Raw genomic sequence first — 18,476 nt, 5'->3', positions numbered from 1 at the left:
ACTCACTCCAAAGGCACTCGGACTTTACGCCGGGTCCGTGGATCGTTAGCCATGTTGCGACTCTAGAATAAGGACGATGCCTAATGGAAACCCTTTCGGAAAATGCCTGTTTCGGCGGAGTGCAAGGCGTGTATCGCCATGCTTCGTCGACATGCCAATGCGACATGACGTTTGGCCTTTTTCTTCCGGCCGAGGCGAAAGATGGCCCGGTTCCGATCTTGTGGTATCTGTCTGGTCTGACCTGCACCCATGAAAACGCGATGACAAAAGCCGGCGCACAAGCTTGGGCTGCGGAACAAGGCATTGCAGTGGTATTTCCCGACACTTCGCCACGCGGTAAAAGTGTTGCGGATCATGACGACTACGATTTGGGTCAGGGCGCTGGGTTCTACGTGAACGCCACGCAGGAGCCCTGGGCACCGCATTTCCGGATGTGGGACTACATTGCCGACGAATTGCCTACCCTGCTGTTCGAAAGCTTTGCCATCGATAGCGAACGTCAGGCCATTACGGGTCATTCCATGGGCGGGCATGGTGCATTGACGTTGGCCATGAACCTTCCAGGACGGTACCGCTCGGTTTCGGCCTTCGCACCCATCGCGAACCCGACGGGCGCTGACTGGGGGCGCAAACAGCTGGGCGCGTATCTGGGGGATGATGAATCCCTTTGGGCCAAACACGATGCTTCCCTGTTGATGAAAGAAACCGGTTTCGACGGCCCCATCCTGATCGATACGGGCACCAATGATCAGTTCATGGACCTGCTGCGCCCAGAAGCGCTTGCCCAAGCCATCGCTGAGCGCCGCCAGCAAGCAACCTTCCGCCTCCAGCCGGGGTATGACCATTCGTATTTCTTCGTATCTACCTTCATGGAAGATCACATCGTTTTCCACGCCGAAGCGCTGTACGGAGACTGAGATATGAGCAAATACGACTATGATCTGGTCATCATCGGGTCCGGGCCTTCGGGGCGTTCTGCGGCCATTCAGGCTGGCAAGCTCAAGCGACGGGTTCTGGTGATTGACCGAAAAGACCGTTTTGGTGGGGTGTCCGTTCACACCGGAACTATCCCATCCAAGACATTGCGCGAAACGGTTCTGAACCTGTCGGGCTGGCGCGAGCGCAGCTTTTATGGCCGTTCCTATCGGGTCAAGGACCAGATCCGCGCCGAAGATCTGAAAGCCCGCCTGCACATGACCCTCGATCACGAGGTCGATGTGTTGGAACATCAGTTCAACCGGAACCACGTCGATACTCTGGACGGTTTAGCCAAGTTCGTCGGGCCACATGAAGTGGAAGTCGCCACCGATGCCGGAGAGACCACACGTGTAACGGCCGCCAAGTTTTTGATTGCGACAGGAACCAAGACCTACCGCCCCGATTATGTTCCGTTTAACGGCAAGACCGTGGTCGATGGCGACGAGTTTCTGGAAATGGCGGAAATCCCGCGTTCACTGGTTGTTATCGGTGCCGGGGTCATTGGGGTCGAATACGCCACGATGTTCTCGGCACTGGACGTTCGGGTGACGCTGATCGAGCCGCGGGATACGTTTCTGGACTTCATCGATAGCCGCTTGATTCATGATTTCACCCATCAGATCCGCGAAAACGGTGTTGATCTGAGGTTGGGATCGGCTGTCGAAAAGATTGAAGATGCGGGCGAGCATGTGGAAGTGACCCTTGAAAACGGGCGCCACGTGCGGGCGGAAATGCTGCTGTTTGCAGCCGGGCGCATGGGCGCAACATCGAAACTCAATCTGGATTCAGTTGGACTGGAAACCGATCACCGCAATCGGATCAAGGTAGACCGCAAGACATATCAGACCGCGGTTCCGCATATCTATGCGACCGGGGATGTGATCGGTCACCCTTCGCTGGCCTCGACTTCATTACAGCAAGGGCGTGTGGCTGCCTGCCATGCGCTCGAGACACCTACACTGCCGGAAAGCCCGTGGTACCCCTATGGCATCTACTCGGTTCCCGAAATTTCCACCTGCGGCATGTCCGAGGAAGAACTTCAGGAGCGTGGCATTCCCTATGAGGTTGGCGTGGCCCGATTCCGCGAAACCTCGCGCGGGCATATCATGGGTCTGGAACACGGTATGCTGAAGATGCTGTTTTCGCTTAAAACCCGCCGTGTCTTGGGCGTGCAGATTGTGGGCGAAGGTGCGACCGAACTGATCCACATCGCTCAGGCGGTGCTGAACCTGAAGGGCACTGTCGATTACTTCGTTCAAAACACGTTCAACTATCCAACTCTGGCCGAGGCTTACAAGATCGCCGGACTGGATGCTTTCAACCGGATGCCGATCCCGGACGAATTCAAGGTGCGGAAGAAACCTGCTCAACCAGAGAAAAAAGAGGCCAAAAAGGCGTGACAACGCTGTATGTCGATGGCGATGCCTGCCCTGTAAAGGCCGAGGCCGAACGGGTTGCAACACGACACAAGGTGCCTATGGCACTGGTGTCGAATGGCGGTCTTCGACCGTCAGCAAACCCGCTTGTACAGGTCATCGTGGTTTCGGAAGGTGCTGATGAAGCGGACAAATGGATTGCAGAACGCAGCGGCGCAGGGGATGTAGTTGTGACCTCCGATATCCCTCTGGCCGCAAAATGCGTCGAAACAGGTGCCCGAGTTTTGCGCCCCAACGGCGAGGCCTTTACGGCAGCCAACATTGGCCAGCAATTGGCGATACGTGATTTGATGGCTGACCTGCGGGCCGCCAATCCATTGGGGGCCGGAGGCGGCGGCCGACCGTTCAGCAAAGCAGATCGTTCGAGGTTTCTGGATGCGTTAGAGCGGGAACTTCGCGCAGCGACCCGAGGGTAAGTGCAGTCACCGGCAAGCTAAAATGCCAGACGGTAACCAGAAACGCCCGTTTACAAGCCCGCCGAAAGAACGCAGGCTGCGAAAGACTTCTGATCAGGCTATTCGCAAACGGAGACCGAATTATGAAAGTACTGGGTGCTCATTACCGGTCGATTTGGTGGGACAAATCGGCAGGTGAGGTTCGGATTATCGACCAGCGTTGGCTGCCCCATGACTTTCGGGTGGTTACCCTGAAAACGCTGGATGAATTTGCGACAGCGATCCGCGACATGTGGGTTAGGGGTGCGCCACTGATCGGTGCAACAGCCGCGTTTGGAATTGCCGAACAGATGTCCCGTGACAGCTCTGACGCTTCGTTCGATGCCGCATATGACGTTTTGCACGCGACCCGGCCAACTGCAATCAACCTGCGATGGGCTTTGGACAGATGCCGCGACGCGCTGATGCCACTTGCCCCAAGTGACCGTGCCGAACGGGCCTGGGCAATGGCACAGGAGGTTGCTGACGAAGATGTTGAGATCAATGCCTCGATAGGTCGCCATGGGCTGCAACTGATCAAAGAAATTGCAGCCCGAAAGCCCGCAGGTGAACCGGTGCGGCTATTGACGCATTGCAATGCCGGTTGGCTAGCAACGGTGGATTGGGGAACGGCGACAAGCCCGATGTATCACGCGCATGACGCGGGCATTCCGCTTCATGTCTGGGTGGATGAGACCCGGCCACGAAATCAGGGGGCGCTGACATCCTGGGAACTTGGCGAACACGGCATTCCCCATCGTTACATCGTGGACAATGCAGGCGGTCACCTGATGCAACATGGTTTGGTTGACGCCGTCATCACCGGTACAGACCGGACCACGGCACAAGGCGACGTCTGCAATAAAATCGGCACCTACCTGAAGGCCTTGGCGGCGCGGGACAACGGGGTTCCGTTTTATGTTGCCCTACCCTCGCCTACGATCGACTGGACGGTTCGGGATGGAGTGACGGAAATACCGATCGAGGAACGTGATACAAAAGAAGTGACCCATGTCATGGGCGTGAACGGCCAAGGGGATATTGCCGATGTTCGCGTCACCCCGAACGATACAGAGGGTGGCAATCCTGCCTTTGATGTCACACCCAACCGGCTGGTGACCGGGCTTATCACCGAGCGTGGCGTCTGTGCCGCCTCGGCCGAAGGCCTTGCCGGATTGTTTCCGGACCGAGCTGGCTAGATTAACACCCCACGCGGCATTACCGCTGGCACGTACACGTAGGTCGAGCGCGAAACGTCACTTCAGGCAGGGGCTGCCAGACGGTTTTCTCGGATCGGTAGATGAACGATGGCGCTGAAGGCCCCAATTGCCACACCGATCCACCAGACCAGGGCATAGTCACCATACTGGTCATACATGCGCCCACCCAGCCAGACGCCCAGGAAGCTGCCAACCTGATGGCTGAAGAAGATTATGCCATAGAGTGTTCCCATGTAACGCAAACCATAGAGGTGCGCGACAAGACCCGACGTGAGCGGAACGGTGGCCAACCAAAGCGACCCCATCACCAGCGAGAATGTAATGACGGACAGCGGCGTTATCGGGAAAACGATGAACAATGCCGCAGCAAGTGTCCGACCGGCATAGACCGAGGCCAGCAGGTATTTCTTAGGGAAATGATTACCTGCCCAACCCGCCAAAAGAGTCCCGGCGATATTGGCCAAACCAATCAGTGAAATCGATACCGCGCCAAGTGCGGACGTGGATGTGATGCCGATGGAATACAGCACGCTGCCGGGTTCGATCGGGCCGCACATTTCGGTTACGAATGCCGGAAAATGAGCGGTGATAAATCCAAGCTGGTAACCGCAGCTGAAAAACCCAATAAATATCAAAGCGTAAGAAGGATCTCGGAACGCCTTTCCCAGAATTTCTCCCATGCTTTCTTGCAACTCTGCCTTTGAAGCTGGTTGAGGCGCCCGCATGAAAGGCAAGGTCAATACAAGCGCAAGAATCGCAGCGGCAAACACGACGAAGACTTGTTGCCAGGGCAGGAATGACAGCAACCACTCAGCCGTCGGCGCGCCCAGAACCTGCCCAAAACTGCCCGCGGCGGTAACGATGGCCAGCGACATGGACCGGTTTTCATCAGAGGACGCGCGACCGACCACAGCCAAAACCACACCGAACCCGGTACCAGCAATGCCAAACCCAACCAGCCACGCATAAACCTGATGCTCGAGCGGTGTGACGGACCAAGCCGACAGAACCAGACCAGCAGCATAGGTCAAGGCGCCGAGGATAATGGCCTTTCGGTCTCCTACTTTCTCAGCGACAGCTGCAAAGATCGGTTGGCCGATGCCCCAAGCCAGATTCTGGATTGCAATCGCCAATGAGAAATCCGTGCGCAGCCAGCCAAATTCACTGGCGATCGGAATCTGAAACACGCCGAAAGACGCGCGCACGGCAAAGCTGACCGTGATGATGATGCATCCAACGATCAGGATCGGGTTCAACATGCGGGTGGATTGCGGCATAGAGACCTCGGGTAGCTTGGTCCGACGGACCGTACTGGATTTACGGGTTGCGTCAATTCAACAGATTTGAGGTCACGGATAAGCAAATTTGATACGTCAGGGAAAAGGCTTCTTTTCAACGGGCTGGGTCATGGGTAAGGCTCTGGGTCATGACGGATCTGATTTCGCACTACGAAGCCCGCGTCGAGGATGGAACTCTGACGCGTGACGACGCTCAAGAAGCCGTGTTGCCCCAGTTTGAGCGCATCCGTGCGGCACTGGCCGAGCCGGTTAAACGAGGGTTTTTCCGCAAGGCTCCGCCTCCGCCTAAAGGCCTATACCTGTGGGGTGGCGTCGGACGTGGTAAATCGATGCTGATGGACATGTTCGTCGACACGCTGGGTGAAGTCCCCGCACGGCGCGTTCACTTTCATGCCTTCATGCAGGAAATCCATGCCGGAATGCACAAGGCCCGGAAAGAGAACGTCGAAGATGCTCTGGCACCCGTGGCAAAGGAGGTGGTGAAATCCGTCCGCCTGCTGGCCTTCGACGAGATGCAGATCACTGACATTACGGATGCGATGATCGTCGGCCGTTTGTTTGACCTGCTGCATGAAGGTGGCGTTGTTGTCGTGACCACGTCGAACAGGCATCCGGACGCGCTGTATAAGGATGGGTTGAACCGGCAATTGTTCCTGCCTTTTATTGCCCATATCAAAGACCAGTTGCAGGTATGGGAACTGGTATCGCCCACGGATTACCGTCAGAACAGATTAGAGGGGGCTCCGGTCTATTTTACACCCATCGGACCAGAAGCGCGGCAGAAATTACGGGATGTCTGGAAAGATCTTGCAGGCGGACCTGCCGATCCGTTGATATTGCAGGTCAAAGGACGCGCCGTCGAACTGCCCGCATTTCGCAACGGGGTTGCACGGGCTTCGTTTTATGACCTGTGCGGCCGGATGCTGGGACCGGCGGACTATCTGGCTATTGCAGAAGCAATTAAAGTGTTGGTGCTTGAGGATATCCCCCGTTTGTCGAGAAATAACTTCAATGAAGCCAAGCGCTTTGTCATCCTGATAGATGCGCTCTACGAGGCAAAAGTTCGGTTGATCTGCTCGGCTGCGGCGGAACCCGAGATGTTGTATGTCGAAGGAGAAGGCACCTTTGAGTTTGAGCGTACTGCGTCGCGCCTGCGGGAAATGCAGGACCAGAACTGGGGGAAGTAGGGGCTCTGCCCCCGTCGCGCTGCGCGCGCCTCCCCCGGAGTATTTGCGAAAAGATGAAGCTTAACCGTTTTCGCGCAGGATGTTTCCGGCAAGATAAAGGGAGCCGCAGATCAGGACACGCGCCTGTGGGTCTTTGTCCGTGATTGTCTTCAACGCTTCCGAAACACTTGCAGCGACTGAAGAAGGCAGGCCAACTTTGGTGGCAGCGGCGGCGGTTTCATCGGCGCTGAGCGTGGCCGCCTCGCCTGGTATGGAGACGGCGGTCAGGCTTGCAACCTGTCTGGACAGTGGCGCGAGATACCCAGTCACGTCTTTCGTGTTGAGCATACCGCAGATTAAATGCGTGGGGCGTTGCGGCATCTTTGCCAGCACATCGGCCAGCGCGATACCTGCGGCCGCGTTATGCCCTCCATCCAGCCACAGTTCGACCTGGGGGGCTTGCTCGGTCAGCGGACCGGTTTTGAGACGTTGCATACGCGCGGGCCAATCGGCATTGGACACGGCAGCCTCGTAGGCAGTGTCACCCATTGAAAGATGACGCAGAACCGCCAAAGCGGCACCGGCATTTTGGAACTGATGTGCACCCAGCAGGTTGGGGAGCGGCAGATCACGCAACCCGGTTTCGTCCTGATAGATCAAGCACCCGTTTTCTTCATGAACGTGCCAATGCTGGCCATGTATAAGCAGCGGTGCGCCCAACCGGGCGGCTGTGTACTCGATCACCTCCAGTGCCTCGTCTTCCTGCGGGCCGACGATGCATGGCACACCGGGTTTGATAATTCCCGCCTTTTCGGCGGCAATCTTTCCCAAAGTGTCGCCCAGATACTGTTCATGATCGATTGAAACAGGCGTAATGACTGTCACCGCCGGTTCATCAATCACATTTGTTGCGTCCAGCCGTCCGCCGAGACCGACTTCAAGCAGAGTGTAATCTGCTTTGCAGCGAGAGAAGGCCAGCAAGGCAGCGCAGGTTGTGATCTCGAAATACGTGATGTTTTCGCCGCCATTCGCCGCGTAGCACTCATCCAGAACCGCAGTCAGGTCGGGTTCTGAAATCAGTTCGCCCGCCAACCGGATACGTTCGTGAAATCGCGCCAGATGGGGCGAGGTGTAGGCATGAACGGAACGCCCTGCCCCTTCCAAGCCCGCCCGGATCATGGCCTGGGTCGAGCCTTTGCCATTGGTCCCGGCAATATGGATAACCGGTGGCAGCTTGAGCTGCGGATTGTCCAAGGCGGCCAGCAATCGCCAGACGCGATCCAAGGTCAAATCAATGATCTTGGGGTGTAGCGCCATCATCCGGTCGAGGATGGCGTCAGATGTCTTGGTGTTCATTTTTTCCCGGTCTCTTCGGCCTGCGCGACCTTGGCCGTTTCATCCGGTGTCGGTGCTGGCAGGTCACCTTTGATCGCCGGCGGTTGGTTCATCAGCATCCGGGTGATGGTGATCAGTTCGTCACGCATCTCGGTACGTTTGGTGACACGGTCCAGCATCCCGTGATCCAGCAGGTACTCGGCCCTCTGGAAGCCGTCGGGCAGCTTTTCGCGAATCGTCTGCTCGATAACTCGGGGACCGGCAAAGCAGATCAGCGCGTTCGGTTCCGAGATGTGGACATCGCCCAACATCGCATATGACGCCGTCACACCACCGGTGGTGGGATGGGTCAGCACAACGATATAGGGCAGATTTGCTTCTTTCAGCATTTCGACAGCCACGGTTGTGCGCGGCATTTGCATCAGGCTGAGTATACCTTCCTGCATCCGCGCTCCACCCGCTGCCGAGAACAGGATCAGTGGGCGCTTTAGCTTAACCGCTTCTTGAGCGGCTGCGATGATCGCGTTGCCCACATACATGCCCATTGATCCGCCCATGAAGGAGAAATCCTGCGCTGCTGCAACGATAGGCGTGCGTCCGATTTCGCCTTTGGCAACCAGCATCGCCTCTTTTTCGCCGGTCTTTTTCTGCGCCGCTCGCATACGCTCGGGGTATTTCTTCTGGTCGCGGAAATGCAAGGGATCTTCTTTTGGCGCTGGCACTGCAACCTCAGTGAAAATTCCGCCGTCGAACAGGTGATTAAACCGCTCGCGTGGGGTAATCGCCATGTGATGGTCACATTGGGTACAGACGTTCTGATTTTCCGCTAGTTCACGATGAAACAGCATCGTTCCGCACTCGTCACATTTCTGCCAGAGGTTTTCGGGCACTTCGCGGCGAGAGAAGATCGAGTTGATCCGGGGGCGGACGTAGTTTGTGATCCAGTTCATGTCGGAACCTTGGCTTGTGCGGTGTTGACGTCAAATAAGACGCCACGGGAAGAAATGCAATCAACGCCTGATCGCAAGCCGCGCCGCCAGCCAGCATACGAACATCACAGCCAAATCCACCACCAGCCAGGGACGAAGCTGTTCGGCGTCAGATGCATCGAACGGAAGCGAGAAAAGCGCCAGCCCGCTCAGGTTGTCCGGCAAGGAAACGAACAATAGTGCGATGATGTTATTGAAGAAATGCAAGGCGATAGCTGGCCCCAATGTCCCTGATCGCGCTGTGAGATCGGATGCAAGCATCCCAAACATTAAGGCCCACAGCACAAACAGAATTGCATTTTCTCCTGCCAGTTCCGGTGTGTAATGGCCAGCAGCAAACACAACAGACGGAACCCCCATCCAAATGACGGGCGATTGAAACCTGGCGGCAAGGGCTTGCTGAATGTACCCTCGAAACAGAACTTCTTCGGCGCTGGTCTGAATCAGGACAACCAATACCGAGACCGGAAGCAACAAGAGCCATGTTAAAAATGGCAGATTCTTTGACAGAGATCCCCCCAAACCGTAGGGCGGTAGCAAGACACCGACAGCGCCCAAGATGAGTAGGGCTTTCAGCACTTTCAGAAATTGGGCCGCAACCAGACCCCGCTGGCCGAAAATTGATCCTAAGGATCGGTGCTGCAGCTGACGTGCGGCCACTGCCACGCCAAGAATGATAAACCCGAAACTGGCCAGCAACAAAAGCAGCGCCAAAGGTGTGCTGCCTTGCAAAAGTTCCTGAGCCCACTTCGCTGAGCCCAACCCCGCGACCACGGTAAAAAACACCAGGTTCAAAACGCTGACCAACACGGCGATCAATGCCAGCCCCAGCAATAGGCGCCAGAGTTCGGGTTTGGCGCGGGCTGTTTCGATCAAACGCGCATGAGCTGAATACGCACTAGGCATCCTTACCAATACCTTCCTGCACCGTTTCATCTGTCACGGGTGGAAACATGTCTTCGGCGTTCTGGGCCACGCTGATTCTGTTCGAAAGCGTCGTCAGATACCCTGCAACCGTCTGTAGCAACTGCATAGCGACCGAAGAATCGCTTTCAACAACGGCACGCAGCTCTTCCGCGCCAATACGCAAAAAGCTGCTATCTTCCGTCGCGACCAGATCCAGCTGCCTAAGTTCCCCTGTAATAATAGACAGGTCTCCGATAAGCCGACCGGGTTCTATAATCGAGATTGTGCGTTTCGTTCCATCCTCATTGGACCAATCCAGTTTGGCTTGTCCTGAAATGCACAAATAGGCCGCATCTGGCGCTTGACCGCGGGAAAAGATGACTTGTCCGGCGCTGGCTTCGTACCATTGCGCCGAAAACGCCAGCAGCCTCTGGTTTCTGCCATCCAGGCCTGAAAACAGCTGCGTTGCAGACAGAATCTCGAGTTTACGGCTCAGATCGTCCGAAGTTCTGTCCTCATGCGCTGGTCTGCTCCGCGAGACGCCGTCGATCCGTCCATCCTTGATTTCCACAAACAAGTCATAGGCTTCGGGATGCGCAAAATGATCCTCCATGAATATCATGATGGAATCGGGCAGCAGCTCTCTCAGTTTCAGGCGCGTGCGCAACCGGCTTTCCGAGTCGTGGCTGGCCAGCGCCTTGTCCAGGATCAGAACGTCGGGGCGTTTGATGCCTGCGCGTGAAAAAGCGGCACGCTCCTGAAACACGGTTGGAAGGTTGTTGCCGCCCAACCCGGACGGCAGGTCATAGATAATGGCCGCTGCCCGACGGCGCAGACCGGCTTCGTTCATGGCCTCGGCAACGATGTCTTCGATATCTTCGGCATGGGCACCCGCCATCAACGATATCCGGCCGTAGATTGCGTTTTCCATCACGGTCAGGCGCGGCACATAGATGTCAGGCGCCACAGACATGAACAAACCGTCCATTGCACCGCGCAACCGCTCGGCTTGGGTCTTGCGGATAGCAAGGATTTTTTCCTTGTATTCCTCTGGGAAATCCGGGCCGATCTGTTCTGCTGTCAGAAGGAAAGGCACTGTCAGTAGCAAGGCACGCTCCTGATCGCTCAGCGCAGCATTCCCTTTGGCTTTGCGCCGGTCCTGAATATCGAGCAGCCGATGATACATGTCCTTGGACATGCCAAGCCGCAGAAACAGGGGATGGTCGGCCCCGTCCCGCCCAAATGTCTTGCCAAGAGTATCCATGACTGCATTCGATATGCTGATCGCGTCATCTGCCAGATCATGGGTGCTGAGCAATTGCACGAACCGCGCGTCTCCGGCCAGAATGTCTGGAGATATGTCTCGCGACGGTGCCGCGAACAACAGGTTGCCCCCAAGCGGGACGGCCGGGTTAAACTGGTTTGGATCGAACCTATAGACATACCGATCCAATCCTTTTTCTTTCAGCCGTTCTGCAATGGTTTCTCTCAGCCTGACTATTTCCTGTGCCAGTACAGGGTGTATTTCTGGATCAAACTGGGAGCGCAGAGTGCGCCGGAACATGAACTCGTCAATCCCCATAGCTTCCACCAGCTGGAACCACCAGTCACGTATTCCATCAATATCGTCCAGACCGGCAAGCCCCGGATCGATCCACTCATCTTCCAGCGAATCCGGTGGGTTACCCGCCCGAACAGACTCGATCTGACGACGGGACGGGGTTCTTATGGCATCTGCCTCGTGCTGCGGATGTGTGCGCAACGGCATCATGAGGTTATCGCCCAAAGTCCCATCAAACAGATAGGGGCGTGAATAGGCATACCCGATCCGGGCCGCGATAACTGATTGGTGCAAATCGTCCAGCTTGTGGCCAGCTATGACCACATCCCCCTGAACAGGCAGAACCTCGCGGGTCAGCAACTGGCCCAACGCACTACGTTCCGACGCATGGGCGGATTGAATCGCCACACGCGCGCCCCGTGGGATGGTCAGATCAATGTCTTCCAGAATGGTTTTGCCGTCGCCATCGCGAACGGTCACATTGCGCAATTCGATATCACCGGTCAGATGTGGGATGGTTTCCGGCTCGCCGATGAACAGCTCTTCGGGGATCATGTTGTCTGGGGCAAATCTTTCGGTGACCACCTCCCACCGCAGGGACATGTCCTGTACTTGGTTGTAGTAGGTCAGAAGGTCTTTCCAGGGCCCGCTTAGGTCTTTGTACGCGCCCAACGCGGCAACCAGTGCACCTACTGTCACCTCGCCCGTGATCGCCAGGTATCCGCCCACCGAATAAAACAGGAATGGCGTCATCTGAGTGATCAAATTGTTCAGGAACTTCATAAAGAATTTCTTGTTGTAGATCTTGAACCGGATCTCGAACAAGGTCCCCAGCCTGTGACTGAACTGGGCCAGACGATAGCGCCAGCCGCCATTCGTGCGCAGGTCACTGATGCCCGCCGCGCTTTCCCCGATTTCCGAGCTCAGACGCCGAACCTCCTGAATACGATCCTTGTTCAGCAAGTTGATCTGGCGTTGCAGCTTCGGAATTAACCAGGCTTGGAGCGGAATCAGCGCGACGCTTGCCAGACCGAACCAGATGCTTTGCATGAACAGAAAGGTGACGATTGTCATCATCTGGCCAAACTGAAACACCGGTTGCGCGACCGCATCCCCCATAAGGCCGCCCATCGGCTCGGCCTCGGATGTGATCATCGAGACCAGCTCTCCTTGGCTGGTGGTCGCGAAATAGGACTTTGGGAACCGCATCGTGCGTTGAATCAGGGTATAGCGCAGACGGCGCAGCATGCGTTCGGACAAGATGCCTTTCATCGTATTGATGCGCATCTTCATCAACCCACTGGCAACCACAGTAGCCAGAAATGCAAAGCATAATATCATCAGATACTGAACCTGAGACACTGTGATGCCCAAGATTGTCACCGTATCGCCTGGCGCACCGATGGCATCGTTGATGATTTGCTTAGGCAGCTCCAGCGACGCATATAGAAACGGGAAAGACAGGACCGTTAACAGCAGCAGGACAAGTTGCTGTTTTTTTGAATGCTTCCAAATAAAAGAAAATAATGTGGGCTCCATAGCCTGGCCTTATCGATAGCTGAACTGATGTTTGGCTGTTCAGGGGTAACCCATTTTTAGGAAACAGACGGTAAGCATTGACCCGACGTATTGCAAGAATTGACGGGGTCAGGCTCCAAATCCGGCACCTATCTTTTTTACGCTTAGCCACCAACCGGAAAACGTAGCGCTCAAGTAGTGTTTTTGTGATTGCGGGTTTATTCCTACTCATTTCTTTGACTAAAGAAGGACATTGTCGGACGAAGAGACCATGCGCAAGATTCTGGATCGCTATATTCATCGCCGGACGCTCGGCCGCTGGCGCCGGGCCGTGCGGCAGGCGCCAGATTCGGCGCAGGCCGAGTTGCGGGTGAAACGCGATCAGGCGCGCAGTCTGCGTGGACAACTGGATCGCCTGATCCAACTGGCGGATGCGCGCTTGCTCCGCCCGAAAATAGGATCAACTCAGTTTCACCGGCCTGTCGGCACCGACTGGAGCTGGCGACCCGACCTGTGGCGCGCGCCGTTGTTGCAATCCGGCATGGCCTCTGTTCCCCGTAAAACGGTAATGGACGATCAGGTCAGCTTATTTCACGACTGCCCATTGACCGAAATCGCTGTGCGGCAAATCCGCAACCGGGGGGCAAGTGATCTGGCCCCGTTCAGTCTGGAGGTCGAGGTTTTTGGCTTCGAGGGGTCGTTCCTGTCGGTATCTATCGATTTGCCGCGTGAGGTTGCCCGCGACCTGACACGCGAGCATCTGATCCGGTTGGAAACCCTGATTGACTGCGAGAAACCGTCTGGCGTGTTTGCACGTCTCAATGTTCAGCACGGGCCCAACATGGAGCAGGTTTTGCGGCAGCTAGACCCTTCTGACACCGTGAACGCAGTTGATTTCGACCTGGCTCACCTGCCTCTGAATGAACGTCGGATCGAAAAGATCTGGCTGGATCTTATTTTTGAGAAACCGCAGATGAACCGTATGAGTGTGCGAGACCTTACGTTTTGCCGCTTCCATCGCGCGGACTTGTGAGACGATCAAAGATGACACAACCATCCCTGACTTTCATTCGGTTCGAAAACGGTATTTGGCACGGCCATGTTGAGGCCGAACGGCAACCAGAGTTGGAGGTTCGATATCTGGGCAAAGCTCTGGAGGGTGTTGAGCTTTCACCTACAGACAACGGATGGAATCTGTATGTTCCGGTACCCGTCACAGCCCTGTCCGAAGGCGTGCACAGCTTCGTCATAGTCGACGCAGGCAGTGTCGATAAACTTGGGAGTTTCTCCATAATAGCAGGAGAGCCCGCCGCCGATGATCTCAGGGCGGAAGTGGACCTTTTGCGCGCGGAGTTGGATATGCTGAAACGCGCTTTCCGACGGGTAAGCCGCGGAGACGGCTGAAACGCTTGCGAAATCGGATCATCCATTCGGTTATGCGCTCTCTGCGCGACGCCTTCGGATTGCGCTGCTGGATGATGAAATGAAATCTCGCGAGACAGAAAGAAAAGGGCCGCGTGGTACGCGACCCATTGGTTTGGTTATTGGGACGGCCCGTGCGGGGTGAACGCTGACAAGCCTTTGAGGATGTCTATGGCATATGCCAGTTGATAATCCTCTTTCCTCAGCTCAGCGGTTGCTTCGGCCCTTGCACGATCTTCCTCGATCTGGCGGATTTCATCCTCGCTCAGGCTGTCATTGTTCAGACTGCCGCGCAAGTCAGCTTCGGACCGGGTACGCCCGTTGCTCTCTTCCTCTTCTTCTGCAGGTGCAGGGCGAGGCTGTTCAACAATGATGTCCGGGCTGACGCCAAGAGCCTGGATTGATCGTCCTGATGGCGTGTAATAGCGCGATGTGGTCAGGCGCATAGCGCCGTCGCCGCGCAGCGGCATGACCGTCTGCACGGATCCTTTGCCAAAGCTCTTGGTGCCCACAACGATAGCGCGGCGATGATCCTGCAATGCACCGGCCACAATCTCGGATGCCGAGGCCGAGCCGCCATTGATCAGCACCACAATTGGCTTGCCTTCAGCCAGATCCCCGGGGGTGGCGTTGAACCGCTCACCCTCATTCGGGTCGCGGCCGCGCGTGGAAACAATTTCGCCTTCGTTCAGGAACGCATCCGAGACTTTGATCGCCTGAGTCAACAGGCCGCCTGGGTTGTTGCGCAGGTCCAGAACAAAACCGTTCACCTTGTCGATGCCACCCGCTTCGGCAATCTGTTCCTGCAATCCTTCCTGCAGGTTCGGGAAGGTCTGGTCGTTGAACGTGGTTACACGCAGCACGACACTGGTGCCTTCGGTCCGTGCGCGCACAGCGGTCAACTTGATTGTATCACGGATAATAGTGACATCGAAGGGATCAGGCTCACCCTCGCGTACGACGGTGATGATAATTTCGGATCCGACCGGGCCGCGCATCAGGTCAACCGCTTTGTCCAGCGTCAGGCCCAGAATACTTTCGCCGTCCACATGGGTAATGAAATCCCCGGCTTCGATTCCGGCTGCGTCGGCGGGGGTATCGTCAATAGGTGAGACGACTTTGACAAAGCCTTCTTCCTGCGTGACTTCGATACCCAACCCACCAAACTCACCCCGGGTCTGCACGCGCATCTGTTCGGCGTCGTCAGGAGAAAGATAACTCGAATGCGGATCAAGCGATGTCAACATGCCGTCAATGGCCGCCTCGATCAGTTCTTCGGGCTCAACCTCTTCGACATACTGGGCGCGGATACGTTCGAAAATGTCGCCGAACAAATCCAGCTGTTCATAGACGCTTGCCTTGTTCTCGGCCTCCTGCGCCAGCAGGGGTCCTGCGATCTGAGTTGTTGCAAGAATTCCTGCCACAGTTCCAGCCAGACCGGCCACCACAAATTTCTTCATACGCGTTTATCCATCCTTGTCGGTCCGAAACCACGATTCCGGGTCCACGGGGCGATTGTCTTCTCTTACCTCTATATAGAGCGTTTCTGAGCGGTCAGTTCCAGTGCCATCACTGCTTGTTGACAAAATTGCGCCGATTTCCGGCATTTCACCGGGCATCAGACCAACTGGTGTGCCCTCTGGGATCACCTGACCGGTCTGGCCATAGACCTCCTGCAAACCGGAAAATACGAACAAAAGTCCCGATTGAGGTTCAAGTATTATCAGGTTCCCCAGGTCCAGCAGCGGCCCGCGATAGCGAATTGTCGCAGCGGTTGGCGATGTGACCAAGGCGCGCGGGCGTGTCCCCACGATCAGGCCGGGGCGCGTGACACCAGCGGCGTCCGTTTCACCGGCCTTGTGCAGCAAGATGCCCTGTACCGGCATTGATATCCGGCCTTTCCTGTCCAAGACGCTGGCATTGCTGTCGAGGATCTCTCCCTCCGAGATCTCGGACAGACCACTTGCAAAACCATCCAGTGTTTCGGTCGACGAGATCAGAATGGCCGTACGTACCGGGTCTTCCACGAAACGGCGGGGCAAATCCGTGCGGTCGGCGATTGCCTCGCTCAGACGGGTGCGGGCCGCCTGAACGCCCGTCAGACCCTCTGTCAAAGTTTCCGAGGCCTTTTGCTGCAAGACACGCAATGTCTGCACTTCATTTAGGTCCTGCGCCAGTTCCTGCGCGCTGGCGTTCAGGCCGGGGGTGACCTCGGACAGCATAATACCCGCGCGGGCAGCCCCCAACGGGCCGGAGGGATGTAACATCAAAACGGGTGGTTCGGTCGTTTCAATGGTTTGCAGAACACCAAGCAATCGCCGGATTTCCTTTTCGCGCGCCCGCAACTCGGCACTCAGTTGCGCCTCGCGGGTAGCCGCTTGGCGCAATCCCACCCGCATCGCACCCAACCCGGCCTCATAGGCATGGATCGTCTCCGTAAGAGCATTGACCCGGTCCCGGGCACTTTCGGCTTCGGATAACGCGATGGACGCCTGTTCGAGCATCTGCGCTGCATCCAAAGCAGCCTTGGAAGCGTCTGGCTGGGCCAGCGCCGGCAAGGCCAAAAACAGACACACTGCCAGAGCAGCCGGTTTCATGACAGCAGGCTTTCCCCGGTCATTTCCATGGGTTTAGGCAAACCCATCAGTTCAAGCAGGGTCGGGGCGAGATCGGACAAACGTCCTTGGCGCAATATAGCACCTTCTGGCCCGCCAACCAGCGCTATGGGAACAGGATTAAGCGTATGGGCCGTATGCGGACCACCGGTCACAGGATCAACCATGACTTCGCAATTGCCGTGATCGGCCGTGATAATCATCGCCCCCTTGACCTTTTCAAGAGCCGTAATGACTTGAGCCAACCCATGATCGACGGCTTCACATGCTTTGATTGCGGCATTCAGATCACCTGTATGACCAACCATATCGGGGTTGGCATAATTTGTAACAATCAGGTCATACCCGCCTTCGATGGCTTCGATAAACTTCGCCGTAACCTCTGCGGATGACATTTCGGGCTGTAGATCGTAGGTTGCCACTTTCGGCGAGCTCGGCATAAAGCGGTCCTCACCTCGTTCGGGCGTCTCCTTACCGCCATTCAAAAAGAACGTAACATGCGGGTACTTCTCGGTTTCCGCCAGTCGAAACTGACGGAGCCCTTGCTTGGCGACCCACTCGCCCAACGTATTTACAAGCGCGCGCTTTGGAAAAACCGTGGTCATGTAAGCATTATGCCCGTCAGAGTACTCGACCATGCCCAGCAGTGCTGAAAGCTTCGGGCGCGGTCCTGTCGCGAACTCGGAAAATCCGGGCTCTCCGATGGCGCGCAGGATTTCACGTGCACGGTCAGCGCGGAAGTTCAGGCAAAAGAAACCGTCGCCATCATGAATACCGTCATATCCCGTCAATACGGTTGGTGTGACAAACTCGTCAGATTCGGACTGGTTATAGGCGTGATCAACCGCGCCATGGGCGCTGCTGGCTGTTCGGCCCTGCCCTTTGACCATTGCACCATATGCTTCACTGACACGCTCCCAGCGATTGTCGCGATCCATGGCAAAGTACCGCCCGCTCACGGTGACGATGCGTACGTTTTCGGGCAGGCGTTCTTCCAGCTCAGCGATGTAAGTCAGAGCTGACCTTGGCGCGACATCACGCCCGTCCGTCACTGCGTGCAGTGCAACCGGGACACCGGCATCCGTTATGGCAGTAGCTGCGGCAAGGATATGGTTCAGATGACCATGCACCCCACCATCCGAGATCAACCCCATCAGATGCGCAGTACCGCCAACGGACTTAACACTGGCGATAAAAGCTTGCAGAGCTTCGTTTTCAAAGAATGTCCCGTCTTCAATGGAAAGGTCGATCTGGCCCAGATCCATGGCGACCACACGCCCTGCACCGATATTGGTGTGCCCTACCTCTGAGTTGCCCATCTGCCCGCTAGGCAGACCCACATCGGGGCCGTGGGTGATCAGGGTTGAATGCGGGTACTCAGACATAATCGCGTCAAACGTCGGCGTGTTTGCCAGATAGGGTGCGTTGGCTTTTGTGTCCTCAGACAGGCCCCAACCATCAAGAATGCACAGGACTACAGGTTTGGGGGTGGCCATTGATGTACTCCATTTGCTGCTCTTGGGTCACCTTCTATCCTTTGGACTTCGACGGGTGAACCGCCTTTTGCAATGAAGTACAATTATAACCAACACAGAGGT

At 56.3% G+C, this 18,476-nt stretch carries 15 protein-coding genes; 7 read left to right on the top strand and 8 right to left on the bottom strand.

Translation table 11 applies throughout. The annotated features are described in order from the left end of the window. The first annotated feature begins 83 nt into the window (after positions 1–83). The 4 genes from fghA to mtnA all read left to right on the top strand — a co-directional run bounded on the left by fghA (position 84) and on the right by mtnA (position 4,047). On the top strand, positions 84–917 hold the full coding sequence (gene fghA / locus ACR0CE_RS16115) for an S-formylglutathione hydrolase (protein WP_480483705.1): 834 nt from the start codon (positions 84–86) through the stop codon (positions 915–917). 3 nt (positions 918–920) lie between these two features. Continuing rightward, positions 921–2,378, top strand: a complete 1,458-nt coding sequence (gene sthA, locus ACR0CE_RS16110) for a Si-specific NAD(P)(+) transhydrogenase (protein ID WP_480483704.1) — start codon at positions 921–923, stop codon at positions 2,376–2,378. Next, on the top strand, positions 2,375–2,830 hold the full coding sequence (locus ACR0CE_RS16105) for a YaiI/YqxD family protein (RefSeq protein ID WP_480833177.1): 456 nt from the start codon (positions 2,375–2,377) through the stop codon (positions 2,828–2,830). The genes sthA and ACR0CE_RS16105 overlap by 4 nt, the downstream gene beginning before the upstream one ends. Positions 2,831–2,952: 122 nt before the next feature. Beyond that, positions 2,953–4,047: an S-methyl-5-thioribose-1-phosphate isomerase gene (mtnA, locus tag ACR0CE_RS16100; protein WP_480833176.1), complete on the top strand. Its 1,095-nt coding sequence runs from the start codon at positions 2,953–2,955 to the stop codon at positions 4,045–4,047. Positions 4,048–4,109: 62 nt separating this feature from the next. On the opposite strand, the gene ACR0CE_RS16095 is transcribed toward mtnA, so the two are convergent. Further along, complete coding sequence (locus ACR0CE_RS16095) at positions 4,110–5,345, bottom strand: MFS transporter (RefSeq protein WP_480833175.1); 1,236 nt, start codon at positions 5,343–5,345, stop codon at positions 4,110–4,112. A 149-nt stretch (positions 5,346–5,494) separates the two neighbouring features. Here ACR0CE_RS16095 and zapE point away from each other — a divergent pair, with 149 nt between their 5' ends. Next, entirely contained in the window at positions 5,495–6,553 is a 1,059-nt protein-coding gene (gene zapE, locus ACR0CE_RS16090; protein WP_480588661.1) for a cell division protein ZapE, read from the top strand. Between the two features lie 60 nt (positions 6,554–6,613). Here zapE and ACR0CE_RS16085 read toward each other — a convergent pair whose 3' ends face one another. Genes ACR0CE_RS16085 through ACR0CE_RS16070 form a run of 4 tightly spaced genes read right to left on the bottom strand, consistent with a single transcriptional unit; the run spans position 6,614 to position 12,862 of the window. Beyond that, complete coding sequence (locus ACR0CE_RS16085) at positions 6,614–7,888, bottom strand: bifunctional folylpolyglutamate synthase/dihydrofolate synthase (RefSeq protein WP_480833174.1); 1,275 nt, start codon at positions 7,886–7,888, stop codon at positions 6,614–6,616. Continuing rightward, entirely contained in the window at positions 7,885–8,817 is a 933-nt protein-coding gene (accD, locus tag ACR0CE_RS16080; RefSeq protein WP_209597255.1) for an acetyl-CoA carboxylase, carboxyltransferase subunit beta, read from the bottom strand. The genes ACR0CE_RS16085 and accD overlap by 4 nt, the downstream gene beginning before the upstream one ends. A 60-nt stretch (positions 8,818–8,877) precedes the next feature. Further along, complete coding sequence (locus ACR0CE_RS16075) at positions 8,878–9,762, bottom strand: CPBP family intramembrane glutamic endopeptidase (protein ID WP_480483698.1); 885 nt, start codon at positions 9,760–9,762, stop codon at positions 8,878–8,880. Beyond that, complete coding sequence (locus ACR0CE_RS16070) at positions 9,755–12,862, bottom strand: ABC transporter transmembrane domain-containing protein (RefSeq protein ID WP_480833173.1); 3,108 nt, start codon at positions 12,860–12,862, stop codon at positions 9,755–9,757. Before ACR0CE_RS16070 ends, ACR0CE_RS16075 begins: the two co-directional genes overlap by 8 nt. A gap of 250 nt (positions 12,863–13,112) precedes the next feature. Between ACR0CE_RS16070 and ACR0CE_RS16065 the strand changes: the two genes are divergently transcribed. Both ACR0CE_RS16065 and ACR0CE_RS16060 read left to right on the top strand, forming a co-directional pair. Next, positions 13,113–13,874, top strand: coding sequence for a DUF6478 family protein (locus tag ACR0CE_RS16065; protein WP_480483696.1), 762 nt, complete (start codon positions 13,113–13,115; stop codon positions 13,872–13,874). Between the two features lie 11 nt (positions 13,875–13,885). Further along, positions 13,886–14,245: a hypothetical protein gene (locus ACR0CE_RS16060; protein WP_480487460.1), complete on the top strand. Its 360-nt coding sequence runs from the start codon at positions 13,886–13,888 to the stop codon at positions 14,243–14,245. A gap of 137 nt (positions 14,246–14,382) precedes the next feature. On the opposite strand, the gene ACR0CE_RS16055 is transcribed toward ACR0CE_RS16060, so the two are convergent. Genes ACR0CE_RS16055 through gpmI form a run of 3 tightly spaced genes read right to left on the bottom strand, consistent with a single transcriptional unit; the run spans position 14,383 to position 18,374 of the window. After that, positions 14,383–15,723 (bottom strand): S41 family peptidase, encoded by a 1,341-nt coding sequence (locus ACR0CE_RS16055; RefSeq protein WP_209507125.1) that lies wholly within the window; start codon positions 15,721–15,723, stop codon positions 14,383–14,385. A gap of 6 nt (positions 15,724–15,729) precedes the next feature. Continuing rightward, complete coding sequence (locus ACR0CE_RS16050) at positions 15,730–16,860, bottom strand: murein hydrolase activator EnvC family protein (RefSeq protein ID WP_480833172.1); 1,131 nt, start codon at positions 16,858–16,860, stop codon at positions 15,730–15,732. Continuing rightward, positions 16,857–18,374: a 2,3-bisphosphoglycerate-independent phosphoglycerate mutase gene (gpmI, locus tag ACR0CE_RS16045; RefSeq protein WP_480833171.1), complete on the bottom strand. Its 1,518-nt coding sequence runs from the start codon at positions 18,372–18,374 to the stop codon at positions 16,857–16,859. The genes ACR0CE_RS16050 and gpmI overlap by 4 nt, the downstream gene beginning before the upstream one ends. Between the last annotated feature and the right edge of the window lie 102 nt (positions 18,375–18,476).

Source organism: Ruegeria sp. L11, assembly GCF_056531755.1.
This window is presented reverse-complemented; position numbering and strand designations above follow the sequence as displayed.

What these genes read in the sequence shown, in the direction of transcription:
- fghA (WP_480483705.1), top strand. Translation starts at nt 84, where the DNA reads ATGGAAACCCTTTCGGAAAATGCCTGTTTCGGCGGAGTGCAAGGCGTG.
- sthA (WP_480483704.1), top strand. Translation starts at nt 921, where the DNA reads ATGAGCAAATACGACTATGATCTGGTCATCATCGGGTCCGGGCCTTCG.
- mtnA (WP_480833176.1), top strand. Translation starts at nt 2,953, where the DNA reads ATGAAAGTACTGGGTGCTCATTACCGGTCGATTTGGTGGGACAAATCG.
- ACR0CE_RS16095 (WP_480833175.1), bottom strand. Translation starts at nt 5,345, where the DNA reads ATGCCGCAATCCACCCGCATGTTGAACCCGATCCTGATCGTTGGATGC.
- zapE (WP_480588661.1), top strand. Translation starts at nt 5,495, where the DNA reads ATGACGGATCTGATTTCGCACTACGAAGCCCGCGTCGAGGATGGAACT.
- ACR0CE_RS16085 (WP_480833174.1), bottom strand. Translation starts at nt 7,888, where the DNA reads ATGAACACCAAGACATCTGACGCCATCCTCGACCGGATGATGGCGCTA.
- accD (WP_209597255.1), bottom strand. Translation starts at nt 8,817, where the DNA reads ATGAACTGGATCACAAACTACGTCCGCCCCCGGATCAACTCGATCTTC.
- ACR0CE_RS16075 (WP_480483698.1), bottom strand. Translation starts at nt 9,762, where the DNA reads ATGCCTAGTGCGTATTCAGCTCATGCGCGTTTGATCGAAACAGCCCGC.
- ACR0CE_RS16070 (WP_480833173.1), bottom strand. Translation starts at nt 12,862, where the DNA reads ATGGAGCCCACATTATTTTCTTTTATTTGGAAGCATTCAAAAAAACAG.
- ACR0CE_RS16065 (WP_480483696.1), top strand. Translation starts at nt 13,113, where the DNA reads ATGCGCAAGATTCTGGATCGCTATATTCATCGCCGGACGCTCGGCCGC.
- ACR0CE_RS16060 (WP_480487460.1), top strand. Translation starts at nt 13,886, where the DNA reads ATGACACAACCATCCCTGACTTTCATTCGGTTCGAAAACGGTATTTGG.
- ACR0CE_RS16055 (WP_209507125.1), bottom strand. Translation starts at nt 15,723, where the DNA reads ATGAAGAAATTTGTGGTGGCCGGTCTGGCTGGAACTGTGGCAGGAATT.
- ACR0CE_RS16050 (WP_480833172.1), bottom strand. Translation starts at nt 16,860, where the DNA reads ATGAAACCGGCTGCTCTGGCAGTGTGTCTGTTTTTGGCCTTGCCGGCG.
- gpmI (WP_480833171.1), bottom strand. Translation starts at nt 18,374, where the DNA reads ATGGCCACCCCCAAACCTGTAGTCCTGTGCATTCTTGATGGTTGGGGC.